We start from the raw sequence: 19,371 nt of genomic DNA, 5'->3' as shown, positions 1-19,371 counted from the left end.
GCGGCTCGGCGCGGACCGGTCAGGGAATGCGAGCCACCGCGCCGAGCATGGACACCGCCTCCGGTCGCGGATGCGGCCGATACTCCTCCGGCCGCCACAGCGTGACCGCGGTGATGCCCGGCGGGACCAGGGTGAAGCCGTCGAAGAACTGGGCGAACTCGGTGCTGGAGCGTAGTCGGAACGGCACGCCGCTGCGGGTGTTGGCCTCGGCCGAACGCTCCAGATCGTGCTCGTCCATGTAGTCGTTGGTGGCGTGCGACATGACCAGGTAACTGCCGGGCGCCAGCGCGTCGGTGAGAGTGCGCATGAGCTCGTAGGGGTGCTGGTCGTCGGTCATGAAGTGCGCGACCGCCACCACCATCAGCGCGACCGGCCGGCTCAGGTCGATGGTCGAGCGTAGGTCCGGGTGGTCGAGGATGTGTTTCGGGTCGCGCAGGTCCGCGTCCAGGTAGGCCGTCCTGCCCTCGGAGGAGCTGTCGAGCAGGTGCCGGGCGTGCACCAAGACGATGGGGTCGTTGTCGACGTAGACGATGCGGGATTCGGGGGCGATGCCCTGGGCGATCTCGTGCACATTGCCCGCGGTGGGCAGGCCGGTGCCGATATCGAGGAACTGGCGAATTCCGGCCTCACCGGTCAGATAGGCGACGGCGCGTCGCAGGAAATTCCGATTCTCGACCGCGGCCAGCTGGACCGTCGGAAAGGCTTCGGCGACCGCGTCGGCGGACTCGCGATCCGCGGGGAAATTGTCCTTACCACCCAGCCAATAGTCGTACCGGCGGGCCGGGTGTGGTTTGGTGGTGTCGACGCGCTCCGACGCTGAATCCGAGTTCACAACGCTCCCAATCCTTTTCGGCTACTGTCTGACTACGTCAGCTCCAGTTGCGGATCGGTAGCGGCGGTCCCGCGCCCGCGCCGCGACATCGCCGGAAGGTTCGTCATGCAGTTGCGATACAGCCCGTTCGATTTCGAAGTCCATTCCGATCCGTACCCTTACTATGCCAGGTTGCGCAGTGAGGCCCCGGTATACCGGAACGAGACCGACGATTTCTGGGCCCTGTCGCGCCATGCAGACGTGCTCGCCGCCCTCCGCGATTCGGACCGTTTCTCCAGCAAGAATGGCCTGCGCATGGAGCCCGCCTTCTGGGGACCGCAGGCCGAGCGCTTCTTCTCCTTCGTCGCCATGGACCCGCCCAAGCACACCCGGCTGCGCGGCCTGGTGACGCGTGCCTTCACCGCGCACCGGGTGCAGGCGCTGGGGCCGCGGCTGCGCGAGATCGCGGTCTCGATGTTGGAACCGCTGCTCGCGCGCGGCAGCTTCGACCTGATGGCGGAATTCGCCGGGCCGTTCCCGACCGAGGTGATCTCCGAGCTGGTCGGCGTGCCCGAGGGCGATCGGGAGATGCTGCGCAAGCTCGGCATGGAGATCATGTACACCGAGGAGGAGTCCACCGACCTGCGGCCCGAGGCCATGCAGGCGATCGGCGCGCTGGTCGGCTACTACACCGAGCTGACCATCGAGCGCAGCAAGTCCCGCCAGGAGGACCTGCTCTCCGGCCTGCTCGACGCCGCCGAGGGCGATGACCGGCTCACCCCCGAGGAGATCGTGGGCGTGCTGATCCTGCTGGTCGGCGCGGGTATCGAGACCAGCATGCTGACCTTCGGCAATGCGTGGAACGCCGCCGCCCTGCACCCGGAGGCCCGCCGCGCCGCCCTCGACGGCCGCATCGACGACTGGATCGCCGAGGCCATGCGCTGGGATCCGGCCACCCAGACCCAGCTGCGCACCACCACCGAGGCGGTGGAACTGCACGGCGTCACCATTCCCGCCGACGCCCGCGTGCTGCTGCTCACCGGCGCCGCCAACCGCGACCCGGAGGTCTTCGCCGACCCGGACACCTTCGATCTGGAGCGCGACACCTCCGCCTCGCTGGTCTTCGGCAGCGGCCGCCATCACTGCCTGGGCTCCAACCTGGCGCTGCTGGAGCTGCGCACGGCTCTGCAGGAAATCGCTTCCCGCGTAGCCGATTTCGAGGTGGACACCGCAGGCAGCAAGCGCATCCACGCCTCCAACAACCGCGGCTTCGCGACCCTTCCGACCACGGTCACCCTGCGCTGAGAACCGGGCTTGCCGAGGCCGAGCCGGGCTGGTCGAGCTGATCAGGGCTTGCGGGCGATCCCCCGGGTCGCCCGCAAGCGCCCGTCCGCGAGCGCCTCGGTCAGGTGCTCGATCTTGGCCGGGAAGTTCGCGACGAAGGATTGCAGGCCAACGGGATTCGGCGGATTCGCCAGCACCATCCGCATGACGGCGGTCGCCTGCTCGGTGAGGTCGTCCCACTGTTCCACCGTCAGGCCCGACCGCTCGACGGCCGCGCGCAGATTGTCGGCGGTCACGAGATGGCTCTGGTCCGACCGGTCCGCCCACGGGAGCGGGAATTCGGGCTCACCCACGGATGCCGTGGTGATATCCCAGATGGCCAGCAGGCCACCGGTATCCAGCACCCGATACGCCTCGCGGTAGAGGCCGTCCTTGTCGGCGATGTTCATCTGCACGTGCTGGCTGAAGATCGCGTCGAAGCTGTTGTCCGCGAACGGCAGATCGGTGACGTCGCCCTGTCGCACCGTGATCCGATCATCCAGTCCGACCAGCTTGTTGATCCATCGCGCCGTCTCGCAGTAGTCCTCGGTGAGGTCCACGGTCGTGACCCGGCAGCCCCGGCTGTCGGCGATGAATCGCGCGGTCCCGCCGATCCCGCTGCCGGCATCCAGCACCCGTGATTCCGCGGTGAGTCCCGCCAGCTCCACCAGTGCGCCCGTGGCGATCCGGCCCATGGTGTGGAAGTCCTCCACCAGCGTGAGATCGGTGAGCCGCAGTTCGTCGAGGTTGCATCCGGCCGCGACCAGGGCATTCTCGATACCTGTCCGGGAGACGCCGGACCGGTAGGGGGTCTCGATCGAAATATCGTTCATGTCAGCGCCCTTCCTCCGAAGATGGGTCGGCAATAAGTAATCAGCCAATGCTTACAACTTCGAGTATGCGGCTGTTTCGGCTCCTACGCCAGGGCTCCGCGACAGAAAGCCCTGGCTCACCCCTCGCACCCCTCTCTCGAGATTCTCTCAGCGAAGGCATGGCAACCTCGATGACATGCCGTCCACACCGCCCGCGTCGAAGGAGACAGCGCCGACTTCACCACCGGCCGACTACACGCTCACCGGTGTGTTCATCGCGTCCGTGCTGGCGGCGATCATCATCGCCCTCACCTGCGTGGTGGTCTGGGCCCACGGGCCCGCCGGCCCCGATGCGACCTGGTTGCGGTGGTTCATCGACCACCGCACCGACACCTGGACCACGGTCGCGAAGGCGATCAGCGCGGCGGGCGACACCACGTCGGTCGCGGTCTACTCGACGCTGGCCTGTCTGTTCCTGGCCTGGCGCAGGTATTGGGACCGGGCGGTGCTGGTCGCCGTGACCTCGGCCGGGGCGGGTCTGATCGTCTTCTTCGGCAAACTCCTGATCGGGCGCGACCGCCCGCCGGCGGTCGATCACCTCGTCACCGAGACGAACCACTCCTATCCCTCCGGCCACGCCCTCGGCTCGACGGTGGTGATCGGGATCCTGGTGGTCGTCGCACTGCCCTGGCTCCGACCGGTCGCCAGGCTCGTGGTGGCCGCGCTCGCCGCCCTGTTCGTGCTCGCCGTCGGTTTGTCGCGTCTCTACCTGGGCGTGCACTGGCCGACGGACGTGCTGGCCGGATGGCTGTTCGGCGCGTGCTGGCTCACGATCTGCCTGACCCTGAGCCCGCTGACGCGCCTGGTGACCGACCGGCTGCCCGGCCGGGACTGAAACCTACCGGGGGACCGGGGTTCCGGCGGACCAGATCCGGCGGATACGCGTCGTCGCGGTGATGTCGGTGAGCGGATCCCCCTCGAGCAGAACGAGATCGGCGCGCAGCCCCGGGGCGACCGCCCCACGATCCGCGAGACCGAACCGTTCGGCGGGCCCGGCCGTCGCGGCGTGCAGCGCCTCGGCGGGGGAGAGTCCGGCCGCGACCAGCAGTTCGAGTTCGTGGTGCAGGCTCGCCCCGAACGCGGGATTCATGGGGACGCCGGGATTGGCGTTGGCGCCGATGACGGCGCCGTCGATGACGATCGTGGTCGGTGCGGTGAGGCCACGGCCGTCGAAGACGCGCACATTGTCGAGGGCGGTCCGGCCGGTGCTGGAGGAAGTCACCCGTCCAGCATGCTCCCGGTTCGGGTTGTGCGGCAGCGCAATCGGATCGACGGCCTCCGGTTCAGCGGCGGCGCGGCAGCAGGCGGCGGGACACGTGAGCGGTCAGGTCCTCGGCGATCGGCGGCACCGGCGCGGTGGGGCGCGCGGGCGGCGGCGGGGCCGAGCGGGCGTCACCGGAGATCCGGATGAGCAGCGCCAGAATGATGTAGTTGGCCAGCAGCGAGGAACCGCCGTAGGACATGAACGGCGTGGTCAGACCGGTCAGCGGAATCAGTTTGGTGACACCGCCGACCACCACGAACAACTGCCAGCCGATGGAGAACGCCAGTCCGCCGCCCAGCAGTTTGCCGAACGCGTCGCGGGTGGTGAGGGCGGCGCTGAAACCGCGCACGCACAGGATCAGGAACAGCGCCAGCACCCCGGCCAGCCCGACCAGTCCGAGCTCCTCGCCGATGGTGGAGATGATGAAGTCGGTCTTGGCGAACGGCACGTCCTGCGGCCGGCCATTGCCCATTCCTGTGCCGATCAGACCGCCGGTGCCCATTCCGAACAGGCCCTGCGAGATCTGGTACCCCGTCGTGTAATACGTGGCCAGCGGGTCCTGCCACACCTGGACGCGCACCCGCACGTGCGCGAACAGCCCGTAGGCGATGATCGCGCCGACCGAGAACATGGCCAGCCCGATCAGCAGCCACGATGCCCGCCCGGTGGCGATGTACATCATGGCCAGCACGGTCCCGAACACCAGCAGCGAGAAGCCGAGGTTCTTCTCGTACACCAGCACCAGCACCGCGACGAAGGTGACCAGCAGCAGCGGGGCCAGATCGCGCAGGCGCGGGAAGGTCATGCCCAGGAGACGTTTTCCCGCCGTGGTGAACAGGTCCCGGTTGGCGACCAGGAACGCGGCGATGAAGATGATCAGCAGCACCTTGGCGAACTCACCCGGTTGGATCGAGAAGCCGCTGATCAGAATCCAGCTCTTGCCGCCGTTGACCTCACTGAAGCGCGACGGCAGCAGCGCGGGGATGAGCAGGAATACCACTCCGGCCAGTCCACAGGTGTAGCCGTATCGGGCGGGTTTGGTGTGATCGGGCACCAACGCCAGTACCAATACGAACAACGCCATGCCCAAGCCGGTCCAGATCAGCTGGTGCGCCGAATCCGAGGAGGGAACCGGCTTGCCCGCGTGCGCGGCCTGCGCCGCCTCCGCCCGGTCGAGCCGGTCGATGAGAACCAGCCCGATCCCGTTGAGCAGCACCACGCACGGCAATAACACCGGATCGGCCGCGGGCGCCCATCGCCGCACCGCCAGATGCGTGACCAACACGAACACGGTGAAGACGACCAGCGCCCGAATGCTCTGCCCGTCGAACCCGCTGCCGGTGGTGGAGGTCATGGCCAGATACGCGAATCCGGTCAGCGCCAGCGCCGCCGCGCACAGTAGCAATTCGGCGTTGCGCGGAACCCGTCCGCTCGACCTCGCCGGGGCAGGGCTGTGCCGAATTGCGCTCACACCGAACAGTATCGCGCGCGATACCGGATCAGGAGCCAAAGCAGCAGGGCTTCCGCGATGGCGGTGAACACGGTCAGGAATTGGCTGAAATAGCTGGCCAGCACATTCACCACGGTGAGCGACAGAATATTGGACCAAATGCCCAGTCGGACACCGATATCCACCCGGCCGCGCATCCACTGCGCCGCCGCCACCGCGCAACCGACACCGACCAGCAGTTCCGCGGCCGCGGCGATGCCCAAGCCCGCCAAGGCCTTCCAGCCGTGATTCTGGGTGACGTCGAGGAAGTGATCGAGGGCGGGGGAGGGGGAATGCCGGCCCGCCAGCACGATGACGGCCAGCATCAGCCGCAACAGCGTCCAGACGGCATGACCGATGAGGACGGCGATCAACACCGCCGCCATCACCCGTTGCGGGAGCACGGCGTCCTCGGCCCGCCGATACGCCCGCCGCAATCGCCCGAAACGGGAGGGTTGAGCGGCCTCGTGGGTGGTGCGCAGATAGTCGCCGAGCGCGTCACACAGGGCGATGGTGTCGGGGGTGAAGCCGCCGCGGTCCACGCGGTCGAGGGTGTGCAGCAGGGCATTGCGCTGTTCGACGCTGATCGGCGTGCCCACATCCATGCCGACCTGTTCGACGACATCGGCCAGCACCAGGGCGGGCGGACGCACGCGGCTGCGGGCGGCGTACCGGGCGACCAGCACGATCAGCAGGAAGGCCAGATAGATGATGGGCGCGGCGAGCGGGAAGAAGTAGTCGTTGTCGGAGGTGATGAACTTCCCGACCTCGTCGATGAACAGGCCCAGCCCCACCCCGGACAGCGCCGCCGCGGTGGTCAGGGAGCCGCGACCGGCGAACAGGAACATCGCCAGACAGGCGATGACCAGCAGCAATCCACCGAACAGCGCATGTGCGATGTGGTAGGTGCTGCCGCCGATCTTGGGATAGCCGGTGGCCATCAGGTACAGCCGGGTGATCACGACGGTGAGCCCGAAGCAGACCGCCATGATGGTGACCAGGCGGCCGGAGCCGGGTCGCCATCGCATCATCGCCACACGCTCGCCGAACACGGGATCCACCGTGACACAGATCCGGCCGCGCCGGTGCCGAACCGCAGCAGCGCGACAGTGAACCGAAACGGGCGTGGATCGCCACGCCCCCATCCCGCCGCCGAAACCCTGGTGGTGCGAGATCGTTCCGCCGGGTTGCCTGGGCCGCTGCCCCCGCGGTCAGTACGGTTGCGCGGTCGAGTTCCAGCTCACGGCCAATTCCGCGGCGGCCGCACGCGGGAAGGAGACGTGCGTGGCGTCGCCGTCGGAGGTGTAGCGCTCGGCCGGATTGGCCGCCAGCCAGTCGAGCCAGTAGCCGGAGTCGAACGCGACGGGGCTGCGGCCGGAGCGGATTCGGGGGATGCCCGCCGGGTCCAACGCTGCGGTGAAGGGCGAGGCGGCCGGGTTGGAGCCGACCAGCAGGACGCCGCCGAACCGGTAGGGCGTGCCGTCCCAGCTGCCCGCGCGGGCCAGGCCGTGGTCGGCGGGATAGACGCCGAGCGGCAGGGCCATGGACCGGATGGTGGTGCCGGGGGCGGCGGTGGTGATGGCGCGGATGTTCTGGACCAGTTCGCGTTGCACGTCGGCGGGCGGCAGCTGACCCAGATTGGCGTGGGTGGCGGTGTGCGCGCCGATGTCGTAGCCGTGGCGGACCAGCCAGGGCAGGGCGCGGGCGTCCTCGCCGAAGGGTTCGTTATTGATGTAGAAGGTGGCGGTGGCCGCGAAATCCGGGTGGCGGGAATGGAATTGCTCGAGCAGGCCGACGGCGCAGTCGGGGGTCGGGTCGCCGGCCGGGGTGAGGGTCAGCTGGCTGCCGGTGGAGTCGTCGAAGGTGAGGACCACCGGATGGGTGCCCGCGGGTAGGTCGATGACGCCCGACAGGTACTCGGTGATGGTGATCGGGCGGTAGCCCTCGGCGTGGAGCCGCTCCAGTTCGGCGGTGAATTTCGCCGGGGTCTGGTCGTATTCGCCGGCGGGCGCGGGTTCGACGCGGTGATACATGAGGATCGGGATCTGGCCCAGCTCATTGGCGGCGACCGCGGCCGGATCCGGTGGCCTGGCCGCCGCCGGGGGTGGGGCGGGCGCGGCCGCCGGGCTCGGAGCGGTGGATCCTCCGCACGCGGTGGCGGTCGCGCACAGCAGCGCCGCCGTGACCATTCGCAGCATGGTCGACGCCTTCATCGCCGCAACGCTACGCGGCGACAACGGTTTTGACGTGATCTCGACGAAAATCGGACGTTGTTCGCATACAGGCGAGATAGTGATGCCCAACAGCCCTCTGTGGAAGTTGGTGTCTAGGTTGCTCATGCGACTCCGGTCGATCCGCCGACGGCGGTCCGCCCTGCTCGCGATCGGCGCGGTGCTGTGCCTGGTGCTCGCCGGGGTGGTGTTCGTCTTCGGCCGCAGCCGCCCCTCGGCGGCCGTCCAGCCGGCAACTCTGGAACTCGCGCCGACCCCCGCCACCACTTCCTATCGGGACCCGGTGCTGGTGCGCGGCAAGGCGATCGGCGCCAAGCAGGTCGCCATCGGAGACCAGTCGGTGCGACCCGGACCGGACGGCTCCTTCGAGATCCGGCTGCCGCACGGGCCCGTCGATGCCACCGTGGTGGCGACCGGTGCGGCGGGGGACACCGTCGTCAGCCCGGTGAAGGTCGAGGTGACGCTGCCGCGCATCCGCGCCGTCCACGTCACCGCCTACGCGTGGGCCTACGACCCGATGCGGGAGGCGGTGCTGGATCTCGCTCGCCAGGGCCGCATCGACACCGTCCAGCTCGACATCAAGGACGAGGACGGCATGATCGGCTACGACTCGCAGGTGCCGCTGGCCCGCGAATCCGGCGCCACCACCACGATTTACGACGCCCCGGCCGCGCTGAAGCAGCTGCACGACATGGGGTTGAAGGTGATCGGCCGCATCGTCGCCTTCCGCGATCCGACGGTGGCCGTGTGGGCCTGGCGCAACGGCCACCCCGACTGGGTGATCCAGAACGCGGGTGGGCAGCCGTACTCCAGCGGTTACGGCGCGATCGCCTTCACCAACTTCGCGAGCCCCGAAATCCGGTCCTACAACCGTGATCTCGCCGTCGAGGCGGCCAAGCTCGGCTTCGACGGCGTCATGTACGACTACATCCGCCGCCCCGACGGCGGGCTCGGCGGCATGCAGTTCCCCGGACTCACCGAATCCCCGTCGGACTCGATCGCCAACTTCCTGCGCGACTGCCGGGAGCCGATCCACCAGGCCGGTGCGTCGTTGAGCGCCGCGGTGTTCGGTATCGCCGCGACCCGGCCCGACGAGATCGCCCAGGATATTCCGGCGATGGCGCGCTACTCGGATTTCCTGGCGCCCATGCTGTACCCGTCGCACTGGCACGCCGGGGAATACGATGTCGCGAGCCCGAACTCGCAGCCCTACGACATCGTGTTCCGGTCCCTGCAGGACTTCCGGGCGCGCACGGCAGGGACCAGCGCGCAGGTGATTCCCTGGCTACAGGACTTCAGCCTGGGCGTCTCCTACGGTGACGAGCAGGTGAAGGCGCAGATCGACGCCACCTATGCGGCGGGGTACAACGGGTTCTTCCTGTGGAATCCCGCGGTCACCTACCACCCCGGGGCGATGGTCCCGAACTAGCCGTCAGCCCCGGTTCAGGGTCGCGCCGAGCGGGGCGACGGTGAGCTGGGATCGGGTGGCCTGCACGGTCACCTCGAAAACCGGCTTGCCCGTGAGGGGTCCGTTCACGAAGCGCGCCAGTTCCGGGTTACCGGCCGGGTCGGCTTCGCGGACGTGATTGGACCCCGCCATATCCAGGTCGTACTTACGCGTGAACATGTCCCCGTACCGGTTCATCACGAACGTCACCGACCCCGACACCGACAGCGACTCCGACACGAACCGCCCGCCCATCGGCCCGCCGATCTCATAGCTCAGATCCGCCGGCAGCCACGGATCCTGATACGTGATCCGAGACCCGTCCTGCGACAAGGCGACCAACTCGACCAGCCCCGCCGTGGTCGGATGGTCGTACCCCTTCGCATCCTCGAAACTCTTCGACATCCGATGACTGATCGCCCACCGGCTCGACGCGATCGGCCCGTCCCCGGTCCCCGGCACCTGCTCACCCGGCCACAACCAGATCGGCCCGCCGAACGAGAACGTCCAATTCCACAACATCGGCCCCGACAGCAGATTGTCCATCGAGTAGATCCACCCGTTCCGATCCGCGGCCACGAGCATGTTCCCGTCCACCGACACCGCGGTGACCTGCCCGTCCAAACACCCGGGTGTCGGCACCTTCCGCCACGTACTCCCCGACTCCCGAGGCCGCGTGTACAACGACCCGTCCCGCAGCACAACCTCCGCGAAACTGTTGAAACCCTGTGTCCCATCCCGCAACTCGACCCGCGCCGGGAAACCCACGCCCTCAGGCGCACCAGGCAGATCATCGAACTCCGCCACCCCCCGAACACTCGGCAACGGCAGAAACAACCCCGGCAACGGCGGAATCACCTGCAACGTACCGACAGTCGGCACACACCCCAACGGCCGACTCCCCACCCCCACATCCCCCCTCGCGACACTCCTGCCACCCAGCACCACCACCCCCACGGCAACCGCCGCAGCCACCGACCTCAACCCCGAGCGCCCCGTCATCCGTGCAATCCAACCCACCCCTTCCCGTGAAAGACCCACCTTTACCAGGCGATTTGCACACCCCCAACCCTCATGGTGTACCTTCGTCCAGTCGCCGGGTAATCCCAGCGACAACCGCAAGGGGCTATGGCGCAGCTGGTAGCGCACCTCACTGGCAGTGAGGGGGTCAGGGGTTCGAATCCCCTTAGCTCCACCATGAAACCAGGCTCAGCGGCAACGCTGAGCCTGGTTTCTTTGCACTGGAAGGACTTTCGCCCATTCCTGATATACCGCGTGCGGTGGGATCCGGGCGCCCGCGATCACGTTGCGAGCGCACGTGGTGTCAGGTGGGATCTGTTGCGATCTCGGCGTGTAGAGCCCGGGTGTAGTCCAGGATTCAGTACGTGACGGATGAGGGCGACGCGTACGGCTTCGACGCGATCCCGCTGGCGGAGACGGCGCTGGCAGGGCAGCGGGCCGACCGGCTCACCGAGAGCGAAGCAGATGTCATTCGCGCTTACACCTACAACTCGCATGACACCATCAACAAGGCGCTCTGGGGTGAGATCGCGATGACACCGGCAATCGAGCGACGCATTCGCCTGATCAGATCAGGACTGGCGAAATATCCGCTCGACAGGGCGGTTCGTGTCACCAGGGAAATCGAGGCTTCGGAGTACGGCATCGTCGATGCGGACTCGGCGTATGCGCTGATCGACGAAGACATCATTCACCACGGCTTCCTGTCGACCTCGGGTTCGGCTACTCCGCCGCATTCGTGCACACGTGCCGACCCGGTGATCCTGGATTTGGTAGTGCAAGCGGGCGTACCGGCCCTGCGCCTGGGCGACCTCGCCGAGGAGCCAGCAGAGAAGGAAGTCCTGGTGATCGACGCGCGGATCCTGTTCGTCGTTGGTGTCGGGTGGGACGGCACGCGTAGTATGTGGCGCATCAAGGCAATCGTGCGAGGAGGCGACTGATGAGTGCGTTGACGCAGGGAACCAGCCGTGTCACCCGGGTGAAGCTCACACCGGAGCAGATCGCCGAGCGCCGTCGCGAAGCCGAGAAGATTCTGGGGCACAAGCTCCCGGCACGCCCCTCAGCTGCCAAAGCCGCCAAGTAAGCGGGTTCGGTCGGCAGCTATCGCGGCCCGTCCGTCACCGCCCTGATCACGATGTCCGGCCCATCCACCAGCACCGCCCGGTTCGTATGCTGGTCCGTCAGCTCCACCGAAGGCTTCAATACACGATCTGTTCCCGATGGGGCCGGTACCGCGAAAGCGGTACCGGCCCCATCGTCGCTTCCAGGTCGAGGGATGCGGAAGGTGCGGTGTGTCGAGTGATCGGCAGGCATTGGACTTCTGATATGTAGGTGGTTGTCCCCGCACGGGCGTGCGGTTTACTTGACCGACTGTGTGAGCGTGGTTGAGAGGCGAATTCTGTTGTTGGTGCGACTATTCCGGCGTTCGATCACCGCACTTGTCGTATCGGTGACCGTCATCGCGCCGGTGGGTGTGTACAGTTCCGCCGCGCCCGGGCCGGGAAGCGAGCCGCAACCGCTGGGGTTGGAGCGGTTTCAGGGGCAGCCGATCGATTGGCGGGCTTGCGGGACGACGGAGTTGGACGCGGCCGGCGGGGAGTGCGCGGACGTGGTGGTGCCGGTGGATTACGGGAAGCTCGACGGGCGCACGACGACAGTGGCGATATCTCGGGTGCGAGCGAGTGATCCGGAACGGCGGCGAGGGGTGCTGCTGTCCAATCCCGGCGGACCGGGCGCGGAGGGGTTGGACAGCCTGGACCTGCTCGGTGATGTGCTGAGCCCGGAGGTGCTGGCCGCCTATGACCTGATCGGAATGGATCCGCGTGGTGTCGGGCGATCGGGGCGGACTGGGCGGTGCGGGTGGCCGGTGGGCGAGATGATCCGATCGGCGGGCGTGGATCTGCTGGGGTTCGCGCACGACACCGTGCAGTCGGCGGGAATGGCTGCCTCGTGCCTGGTTCGTGATCCGGAGTTGTTGCGGCAGTTCACTACTCGCAATACAGCACGGGATATGGATATCGTCCGGAGCGCGCTGCGCGAGGAGAAGATCAGCTACTACGGGACGTCCTACGGGACCTACCTGGGCGCGGTGTACACGCAGATGTTCCCGCAGCGGGCAGATCGCATCGTGCTCGACAGTGCCATCGATCCGGATCGGTATTGGGAAGGGCTGGTCCAGGATTGGGGGCCGGCGGATGAGATCGCATTGGATGATTGGGCGGCGTGGGCGGCCACGCGGGATGACACGTATCGGTTGGGTGCGACACCGCAGCAGGTGCGGGCCGGAATCGAGGAGCTGGTGCGGGCTGCGGCACGGCAGCCGATCGTGGTGGACGGTTTCGCCGTCGACGATCATTGGCTGCCGTTCATCCTGCACGGAACGCTGATGAACTATCGGATCAATGCGGCTGTGGCCGAGACCGTCCGGGAGCTCGCCGACGCCGCGGGCGGGCCGCCGACCACGTCTCGGTCGCCTCGGCTCGCGGCCATCGTGGCAGCGCTGCGCGACGGGGAGAACTCGACGCTGGCGCAGATCGCCTGCGGGGACGCGGGTGCGATGACGGATCTGGGTTCGTACTGGCGCAATATCGAGGACAGCCGGGTCACGCAGCCGGTCTTCGGCGCGTTGGCGAGCAATGTCGAGCCCTGTGCGTTCTGGCCACGGCCAGTGGAAGCGCCCACCGTTGTTCGGAATTCGGTGCCCGCGCTCATCGTTCAGGCGACCGGAGACCCTCGTACCCCGTACGCCCACGGACTGCGGCTGCACCAGGACATGACGGGGTCGCGGATGGTCACGCTGCAGGACGTCCGCATTCACATGACCTTCCGGCCCAAGTTGAGTGCCTGCGTAAACGACGCCATCAACAGCTACTTCGACGCCGGGACGCTGCCGGAGTCGGATACGACCTGCCACGCCGATCCATCGACGCCCTAGAACCGGACGAATCAACTGCGGATCAAGCGGCCGATCCGTCAGTAACACCCCGACCGATCAACCACTCCAGTATCGGCGAGAAGCGCATCGAGGTGGCGGCAGAACGCGTACATGCGGTCCGGCACACAGACCGGTGGGACTGGTGTCTGTCGCGGGGGAGGGCAACGGTGGCGCGGATATGCGAAACCTGGCGGACTGCAGTGGGTTCCGGGTCGGCAGGCCTTTCGTGAACAATGTTAACTGAACAACTGACCAGTATTCATGTGGGTGACGGCTCGCGGTGGTGTGCGGTGCCTAGCCTGCCGCGCATGACAAAACGATTTCTACTCGCGCTGGCGGTCATGCTGGGCCTCGCCTCACTGGGAGCGCCACAGGCGAGCGCGGCTCCGTCGAGCGATAAGTGTGCACAGCTCGACAGTTCGCTGCAGTGGTATGGCGACAACGCCGCCAAGTTGCAGCAGATGATCAATGAATATGGCAAGTGCAACAAGGCCGTTCACGGCAACAAGCATCCGGTTGCGACGTTCGACTGGGACAACACCACGATCAAGAACGACGCGGGTGATGCCACCACGTTCTGGATCCTGCGGAATGACAAGGTGTTGCAGCCGCCGAACAAGGACTGGATGCAGACCAGTCCGTATCTGACGAAGGATGCGGCGGACGCGCTGTCCAAGGCTTGCGGGACCGATGTTGCCGCCGGGCAGCCGCTGCCGACCAGCACGAACACCGCGTGCGCCGATGAGCTGTACACGGTGTACAACGACACCACCACGACCGGCGGCAAGCCCGCGTTCGCAGGGTGGAATCAGCGCCGCACGGAAGCCTCGTACGCGTGGGTGAACAACCTGCTCTCCGGCTACAAAGACGAGGCCGTCACCAAGTTCGCCGAGGCCGCCCGTGCGGAGAACCTCGCGAACCCGGTCGGCGCCACGCAGATGGTGGGCACCAAGAAGGTCGTGGCCTGGGTCCGCTACTACGACCAGATGGCGGACCTCTACCGCACCTTGCAGAAGGAGGGCTTCGATGTCTGGGTGATCACCGCCTCGCCGCAGGCCGTGATCGAGGCCTGGGCGCCGCATCTGGGCGTGCAGCGCAATCACATCGTGGGAATCCAGAACGTCATGGATCACGGTGTGCGCAGCTACCACACCGTCGGCTGCGGCGGTTCCGGTGACGACCAGGCGATCACCTACCTCGATGGCAAGCGCTGCTTCATCAACGAGCGCGTCTTCGGCGTCAGCGGCCCGGCCGCGTGGGAGCGCCAGGACACCCGCCAGGTCTTCGCGGCGGGCGACTCCACCACCGACACCACCTTCGTCCGCGACGCGACCGCCCTGCACCTGGTGATCAACCGCAACAAGACCGAGCTGATGTGCCCCGCGTACTCCAACGGCGACAGCAAGTGGCTGATCAACCCCATGTTCATCGAGCCCAAGGCCCAGAAGACCTCGCTGTACCCGTGCTCCACCAAGGGCTACACCAACCCGGACGGATCCGGCGCCCCGGCGAAGGACGACGCCACCGGCGCGGTCATCCCCGACCAGACGGACCGGGTCTACTGAGTTAGGACACCACCGCCAGCCGGGCTCGGCAAGATCGCCGAGCCCGGCTTTTCCGTATCCGGTGTCAGGCTGCATTCGGCGATGAACAGTTTGGCGGAGGACCAGTCGGCGATCAGTGGATCCGTGTCGGCAGTGAGGGAACGACCGTGGCGATTCTGGCAGCGCCTCGAGCTGTGCCGGTGGCGAATAACTCAATCGCGGTGGACGGTGCCGAATCCAGGTGTGCCGAGTTCGATCGGTTCTCGGCCGGAACGATGGTGTACCTGGTGCCGGTGTCCGCGCAGATTATGTCGGCGATCTTGACCAAGGCTGGTATGTCATCGGGCTCGAAATGGTTGGCGCTCGGGGCGATCACCTCGTTTACGCATTCGGCGTAGGCGAGATTCATCAGGCGGTTGATCATGGCTCCGGGGCGTTTCGGGTCGCCGAAGTAGACCAGGATGAGGGACCATCCACGTTCCTCGGCGAGCGTGTGGATGCGCGCTTCGTCGCGCTGCCATCGCTCGCCCGACACATCGGGGCGGAGGAATCCGATCACGTAGTTGGTCATGGTCGTGTCCCGGCGTAGTCGCGGTACACGGGTCGGGTGATCGCGAGTCGGCCCCGATCGGTGCATCGCCAGCGGGCAAGGCCTTGCAGGGTGCCCACGGCCAGCCCGGTGCGTGACAGTCGCAGCAGCGCGCGGTGGATCGTGGTCTCGGTCAGCCCTGTCGCGCGGCAGAGTTGTCGGACGGTCAGCGCTTGGTGTGGGTCCAGATCCGACAGTGTGCCAAGCACTTTCGCTTCAGGTTCGGTGAATGCCATCGCTCACCGTCCTCGGCTGATCGGAATGTAGGTGCGTGGCGGTTCAGCCGCCAGCCGTGCCTGGATGTCGGCGACGGTCAGCCGAGTGGCAGGGCGGTCGACGTCCCCGAGGATGTGGCCGGTCGTGGCGGTGGCGAAGACCAGTAGCGAGACGAGTGTGAGGGCGAGAATGATGTCCATGTTCGGCAGCTCCCGGTACTCGGCGGTCGTTGCAGCGCACCCAGATACCGCGAGCTCGTGGACTGAAGTGCCCACCCGGTATTGGGGCTGATTGCCAGTCCACTCCACACCGAGCAGTCGGCGGTAGATGCGCGGCGTGGGCGGGTGTGTGCAAAGGGGGTGTGCACAATCGCCGATTGATAGCGGTTCGACGTTACCGATGCCACACTGCGATTCATGGGACGCCGTGCGAAGCAACCGAATCGGCAGTTCGAAGAGCTGGTTGAAGAAGCCGGCGGGGTGCGCAAGGCGCTCGCCCGCCGCATCGTCGACCGGGGCCGCGGTCTCGGACTCGAGCTCAGCTACGACCACACCTCGATCGGGCGTTGGCTCGCAGGGGAACAGCCACAGCCGCCGGTGCCCAACTTGATCGCGGACACCCTGACCGAGTTACTCGGGCGCACGATCACACCGGCCATGTGCGGCATGTCGAACCTCCGGGATGCGGCCGCGGATCTCGGCCTGGAGTTCTCACTCAGCCTGTCCGGCGCGGTCGACGCGTCGACCGCGTTGTGGCGCAGCGATATCGAGCACCGACGATTTCTGCAGGACACGTCCTATGCGGTCGCGGTGTACCCGGCCGCGTCCATGCGGTGGTTGACACTGCCCGGTCCCGAACATCCCGTCTCGATCGGCTCGTCGCGACGGGTGGGACAGATCGATGTCGATGCCGTCCAGACCATGGCTGCCGCGTTCCGGGATCTGGATAACAAGGTCGGTGGCGGCAAAGTCCGTTCGACGATCGTGCAGTACTTGCACAGCTCGGTCGCGCCGCTGCTGCGCGGCAGTTTCAACGAGCACATCGGTCGCCAATTGTTCGGCTCCACAGCAGAACTCGTTCGGTTGGCCGGTTGGGCCGCGTACGACCAGGAAGACCACGGCCTCGCTCAGCGCTACCTGATCCAAGCCCTCCGGCTCGCCCGCGCCGCCGGTGACGGCGCACTCGGTTCCGAAATCATGGCCGCGATGAGTCATCAGGCCACCTACGTCGGTCGGCCCGGAGATGCCATCGACCTGGCTCGCGCCGCGCAGATCGCCGCCCGCACTGCAGGTCTGGCGGCCCTCGAATCCGAATGCCATATGGTCGAAGCCCATGGGCACGCCGCCCGCCAAGACGAAACAGCTTGCATCGCAGCACTCGGTGCCGCAGAACGCGCGTTCGACCGTGCGAGGCCCGGTGAACAACCGGCATGGCTGGCCTACTTCGACCAGTCCTACATGTCCGCGAAAGCCGCTCATTGCTTCCGTGAACTCGGCGACAACATACGCACGGCGCAATTCGCGCAGCGGTCGTTGACGATGTCGGTGGGGTACCAGCGTGGGCGCGCATTCAACCTGAGTCTGCTCGCCTCCGCTCTGGCGGTCACCGATCCGCGCGAGGCCGTGCGGATCGGGCTCGGCGCGCTCGATATCGCCGCTGATCTCGCGTCACGCCGCAGCCTGTCCTACCTGCGAGACCTGCGTTACCGGCTGCGACCGTTCAACGACCTGACCGAGGTCGCCGAGTTTCGTCAGCAGATCCTCGATCTCACTCGGCGAGGCTGAGCGCCCGATAGATCGCGACCACCGTAGCCGCACCCACGATCTCGCCCCGGTCGATCATGGACGCCGCTTCGGTAAGAGGGATCCAGCGCACGTCCTCGGCCTCATTGATGTCGGGTGCGGTGTCGGTCAGATCCGCGCCCCGGGAGAGGTAGATCTCCTGCGGCTGATCCAGGGTGCCGATCGCGGGCTGATAGGTCACCAGATGCTGCATCGTCCGCGGCCGCCACCCGGTCTCCTCCTCCACCTCCCGAGCCGCCGCCACCGCGACGTCCTCGGCGGAATCGACGTAGCCACCCGGCAGCTCCCACACCCACTGATCGATGATGAACCGATGCCGGTACATCAGCAGCGCCTCGCGATTCTCGTTGAGTACCAACGTCATCGCGCACCGTGGCATCCGAGCTACGTACTGGGTGAACCGGACGCCATCCGGTAGCTCGACATCCACAGTCGAGAGTCGAATGTGCCGATTCTCGTCGACCAGCCGCTCCCCGAGGATGCTCCACTGCGTTGCACGCTCCACTGTGCAGACAGTACGCGGCCGGACCATCTGACCGGAGCTCACTGGCCTACTCGAGTGGTTGATTCGTCGCTAATGAGCTGGTTGGTTCGTCGCATCTGGCCCGAAGGATCGGTCACCCTGTTTGTCGTCCGTCGACTGGTCGGATCGCGATGGACGGCCCGTCGATCAGCACCGCGCTGTTCGTATGCTTGCCCGTCAGCTCGAGCTGTTAGGTCAGAGACTTGCGGCTCTTGTCGTTTTGGCGGGCGGGATGTTGACAGACCGGCTTCAGGGGACACCTCGTGACCGGCTCGGGTTCGATCGCATTCCAGCTGGGGGCGCTGGAACGGCCGCGCGGGTTATCGGGCGTGGAAGGTGTTGCGGTACTGCTGTGGTGAGGTGCCGAGGCGGCGGGTGAAATGGTGGCGCAGGGTGGTGGAGGTTGCGAAACCTGCTTGCTGGGCAATGGTTTCGACGGGGAGGTCGGTGGTCTCGAGTAGTTCGCGGGCGTAGCGGACCCGGGTCGACAGGAGCCATTGCAGCGGGGTGGTGCCCACTTGGTCTTGGAAATGCCGGGTGAGGGTACGTACGCTCAAGGCCGCGTGGCGTGCGATATCGGTCAGGGTGAGCGGGCGGTGCAGGTTGGCTTCCATCCAGGTCAGGGTGCGTTGTAGCGGGTTGTCGGTGCGGTCCGGGGCCGGGTGTTGGATGAATTGCGCTTGGCCGCCCTCGCGCTGCAGGGGCATGACTATGCCGCGTGCGGTCTCGGCCGCGACCGCGGCGCCCAGGTCGCGGCGCACCAGGTGCAGGCACAGATCGAGACCCGCGGCCACGCCGGCAGAGGTGAGCAGCTGCCCGCCGTCGATGAACAATACGGCCGGATCCACGTCGATCTCGGGATAGCGGGCGGCGAGGTCGGCCGCGTGCCGCCAGTGTGTCGTGGCCCGGCGGCCGTCGAGCAGACCGGCGGCGGCGAGGGTGAACGCCCCCACACAGACCGAGGCGATGCGCGCGCCCCGTGCCGCCGCGGCGCGCAACTCCGTCAGCACCGGATCCGGGTGGGGCGCTGCGAAATTGGCGTGACCGGGCACGATGATGGTGTCGGCGGCAGCCAGATCGGGCACGTCCCAGTCGGTGCGCAGCGTGAAGGCGCCGAGTGCGGGGTCCGTGGCGGTCTCGCCTCCAGGGGCGACCAGCCGGACCTCGTAACTCGCCCCGGCCGCGAGGCTGTTGGCCACGCCGAACACCTGGCCCGGGATCGTCAGCTCGAAGGGGACCACGCCGTCGAGCGCCAGAACCGCTATCACGTGCATGGCCAGAATTTAACGCACCGTGGCATTCTGG

Annotated in this window: 20 protein-coding genes and 1 tRNA gene; 9 read left to right on the top strand and 12 right to left on the bottom strand. The window is 66.9% G+C overall.

Going from position 1 to position 19,371, the window contains the following annotated elements; translation table 11 throughout:
- Positions 1-19: 19 nt before the first annotated feature.
- Positions 20-832 carry an SAM-dependent methyltransferase gene (locus tag ACQP06_RS27090; protein ID WP_433667246.1) on the bottom strand — a complete coding sequence of 271 codons (813 nt, stop codon included), beginning with the start codon at positions 830-832 and terminating at the stop codon, positions 20-22.
- Positions 833-1,003: 171 nt separating this feature from the next.
- On the opposite strand from ACQP06_RS27090, the gene ACQP06_RS27085 reads away from it, so the two are divergent.
- A complete protein-coding gene (locus ACQP06_RS27085) occupies positions 1,004-2,116 on the top strand; it encodes a cytochrome P450 (RefSeq protein ID WP_433667244.1) in 1,113 nt (370 codons plus the stop codon).
- Between the two features lie 41 nt (positions 2,117-2,157).
- Here ACQP06_RS27085 and ACQP06_RS27080 read toward each other — a convergent pair whose 3' ends face one another.
- Positions 2,158-2,967, bottom strand: coding sequence for a class I SAM-dependent methyltransferase (locus ACQP06_RS27080; protein ID WP_433667242.1), 810 nt, complete (start codon positions 2,965-2,967; stop codon positions 2,158-2,160).
- Positions 2,968-3,142: 175 nt separating this feature from the next.
- On the opposite strand from ACQP06_RS27080, the gene ACQP06_RS27075 reads away from it, so the two are divergent.
- Positions 3,143-3,841 carry a phosphatase PAP2 family protein gene (locus tag ACQP06_RS27075; protein ID WP_433667240.1) on the top strand — a complete coding sequence of 233 codons (699 nt, stop codon included), beginning with the start codon at positions 3,143-3,145 and terminating at the stop codon, positions 3,839-3,841.
- A 3-nt stretch (positions 3,842-3,844) separates the two neighbouring features.
- On the opposite strand, the gene ACQP06_RS27070 is transcribed toward ACQP06_RS27075, so the two are convergent.
- The 4 genes from ACQP06_RS27070 to ACQP06_RS27055 all read right to left on the bottom strand — a co-directional run bounded on the left by ACQP06_RS27070 (position 3,845) and on the right by ACQP06_RS27055 (position 7,972).
- Positions 3,845-4,228: an amidohydrolase family protein gene (locus ACQP06_RS27070; protein ID WP_433667238.1), complete on the bottom strand. Its 384-nt coding sequence runs from the start codon at positions 4,226-4,228 to the stop codon at positions 3,845-3,847.
- A gap of 61 nt (positions 4,229-4,289) precedes the next feature.
- Entirely contained in the window at positions 4,290-5,741 is a 1,452-nt protein-coding gene (locus ACQP06_RS27065) for an FtsW/RodA/SpoVE family cell cycle protein (protein ID WP_433667237.1), read from the bottom strand.
- A complete protein-coding gene (locus tag ACQP06_RS27060; protein ID WP_433667235.1) occupies positions 5,738-6,790 on the bottom strand; it encodes a hypothetical protein in 1,053 nt (350 codons plus the stop codon). The genes ACQP06_RS27065 and ACQP06_RS27060 overlap by 4 nt, the downstream gene beginning before the upstream one ends.
- Positions 6,791-6,970: 180 nt before the next feature.
- Positions 6,971-7,972 (bottom strand): polysaccharide deacetylase family protein, encoded by a 1,002-nt coding sequence (locus ACQP06_RS27055; protein ID WP_433667233.1) that lies wholly within the window; start codon positions 7,970-7,972, stop codon positions 6,971-6,973.
- 124 nt (positions 7,973-8,096) lie between these two features.
- Here ACQP06_RS27055 and ACQP06_RS27050 point away from each other — a divergent pair, with 124 nt between their 5' ends.
- Complete coding sequence (locus ACQP06_RS27050) at positions 8,097-9,419, top strand: putative glycoside hydrolase (RefSeq protein ID WP_433667231.1); 1,323 nt, start codon at positions 8,097-8,099, stop codon at positions 9,417-9,419.
- 3 nt (positions 9,420-9,422) lie between these two features.
- On the opposite strand, the gene ACQP06_RS27045 is transcribed toward ACQP06_RS27050, so the two are convergent.
- Positions 9,423-10,079: a hypothetical protein gene (locus ACQP06_RS27045; RefSeq protein WP_433667229.1), complete on the bottom strand. Its 657-nt coding sequence runs from the start codon at positions 10,077-10,079 to the stop codon at positions 9,423-9,425.
- A gap of 480 nt (positions 10,080-10,559) precedes the next feature.
- On the opposite strand from ACQP06_RS27045, the gene ACQP06_RS27040 reads away from it, so the two are divergent.
- From ACQP06_RS27040 to ACQP06_RS27020, 5 genes are all read left to right on the top strand, one after another.
- Positions 10,560-10,635, top strand: a tRNA-Ala gene (locus tag ACQP06_RS27040).
- 187 nt (positions 10,636-10,822) lie between these two features.
- On the top strand, positions 10,823-11,398 hold the full coding sequence (locus ACQP06_RS27035; RefSeq protein ID WP_433667228.1) for an ADP-ribosyltransferase: 576 nt from the start codon (positions 10,823-10,825) through the stop codon (positions 11,396-11,398).
- Positions 11,398-11,541 carry a hypothetical protein gene (locus ACQP06_RS27030; protein WP_433667226.1) on the top strand — a complete coding sequence of 48 codons (144 nt, stop codon included), beginning with the start codon at positions 11,398-11,400 and terminating at the stop codon, positions 11,539-11,541. The genes ACQP06_RS27035 and ACQP06_RS27030 overlap by 1 nt, the downstream gene beginning before the upstream one ends.
- Positions 11,542-12,036: 495 nt before the next feature.
- Complete coding sequence (locus ACQP06_RS27025) at positions 12,037-13,392, top strand: alpha/beta hydrolase (protein WP_433667224.1); 1,356 nt, start codon at positions 12,037-12,039, stop codon at positions 13,390-13,392.
- 308 nt (positions 13,393-13,700) lie between these two features.
- Positions 13,701-14,957, top strand: a complete 1,257-nt coding sequence (locus ACQP06_RS27020; RefSeq protein ID WP_433667222.1) for a haloacid dehalogenase-like hydrolase — start codon at positions 13,701-13,703, stop codon at positions 14,955-14,957.
- Positions 14,958-15,069: 112 nt separating this feature from the next.
- Here ACQP06_RS27020 and ACQP06_RS27015 read toward each other — a convergent pair whose 3' ends face one another.
- Genes ACQP06_RS27015 through ACQP06_RS27005 form a run of 3 tightly spaced genes read right to left on the bottom strand, consistent with a single transcriptional unit; the run spans position 15,070 to position 15,941 of the window.
- Entirely contained in the window at positions 15,070-15,507 is a 438-nt protein-coding gene (locus tag ACQP06_RS27015; protein WP_433667221.1) for a hypothetical protein, read from the bottom strand.
- Positions 15,504-15,761: a helix-turn-helix domain-containing protein gene (locus tag ACQP06_RS27010; RefSeq protein WP_433667218.1), complete on the bottom strand. Its 258-nt coding sequence runs from the start codon at positions 15,759-15,761 to the stop codon at positions 15,504-15,506. Before ACQP06_RS27010 ends, ACQP06_RS27015 begins: the two co-directional genes overlap by 4 nt.
- 3 nt (positions 15,762-15,764) lie before the next feature.
- Entirely contained in the window at positions 15,765-15,941 is a 177-nt protein-coding gene (locus tag ACQP06_RS27005) for a hypothetical protein (RefSeq protein ID WP_433667217.1), read from the bottom strand.
- A 216-nt stretch (positions 15,942-16,157) separates the two neighbouring features.
- Between ACQP06_RS27005 and ACQP06_RS27000 the strand changes: the two genes are divergently transcribed.
- Positions 16,158-17,525, top strand: coding sequence for a hypothetical protein (locus ACQP06_RS27000; RefSeq protein ID WP_433667215.1), 1,368 nt, complete (start codon positions 16,158-16,160; stop codon positions 17,523-17,525).
- Here the strand turns inward: ACQP06_RS27000 and ACQP06_RS26995 are convergent.
- Positions 17,509-17,907, bottom strand: a complete 399-nt coding sequence (locus tag ACQP06_RS26995; protein ID WP_433667214.1) for an NUDIX hydrolase — start codon at positions 17,905-17,907, stop codon at positions 17,509-17,511. The two genes, ACQP06_RS27000 and ACQP06_RS26995, sit on opposite strands and share 17 nt — an antisense overlap.
- A gap of 479 nt (positions 17,908-18,386) precedes the next feature.
- Complete coding sequence (locus tag ACQP06_RS26990) at positions 18,387-19,340, bottom strand: GlxA family transcriptional regulator (protein WP_433667212.1); 954 nt, start codon at positions 19,338-19,340, stop codon at positions 18,387-18,389.
- Positions 19,341-19,371 lie beyond the last annotated feature (31 nt).

It is taken from the genome of Nocardia sp. CA-136227 (genome assembly GCF_050955695.1).
In the GTDB taxonomy this organism is placed as follows: Bacteria; Actinomycetota; Actinomycetes; order Mycobacteriales; family Mycobacteriaceae; genus Nocardia.
The sequence above is the reverse complement of the archived record's forward strand: the minus strand, read 5'-3'. Positions and strand labels throughout refer to the sequence as shown.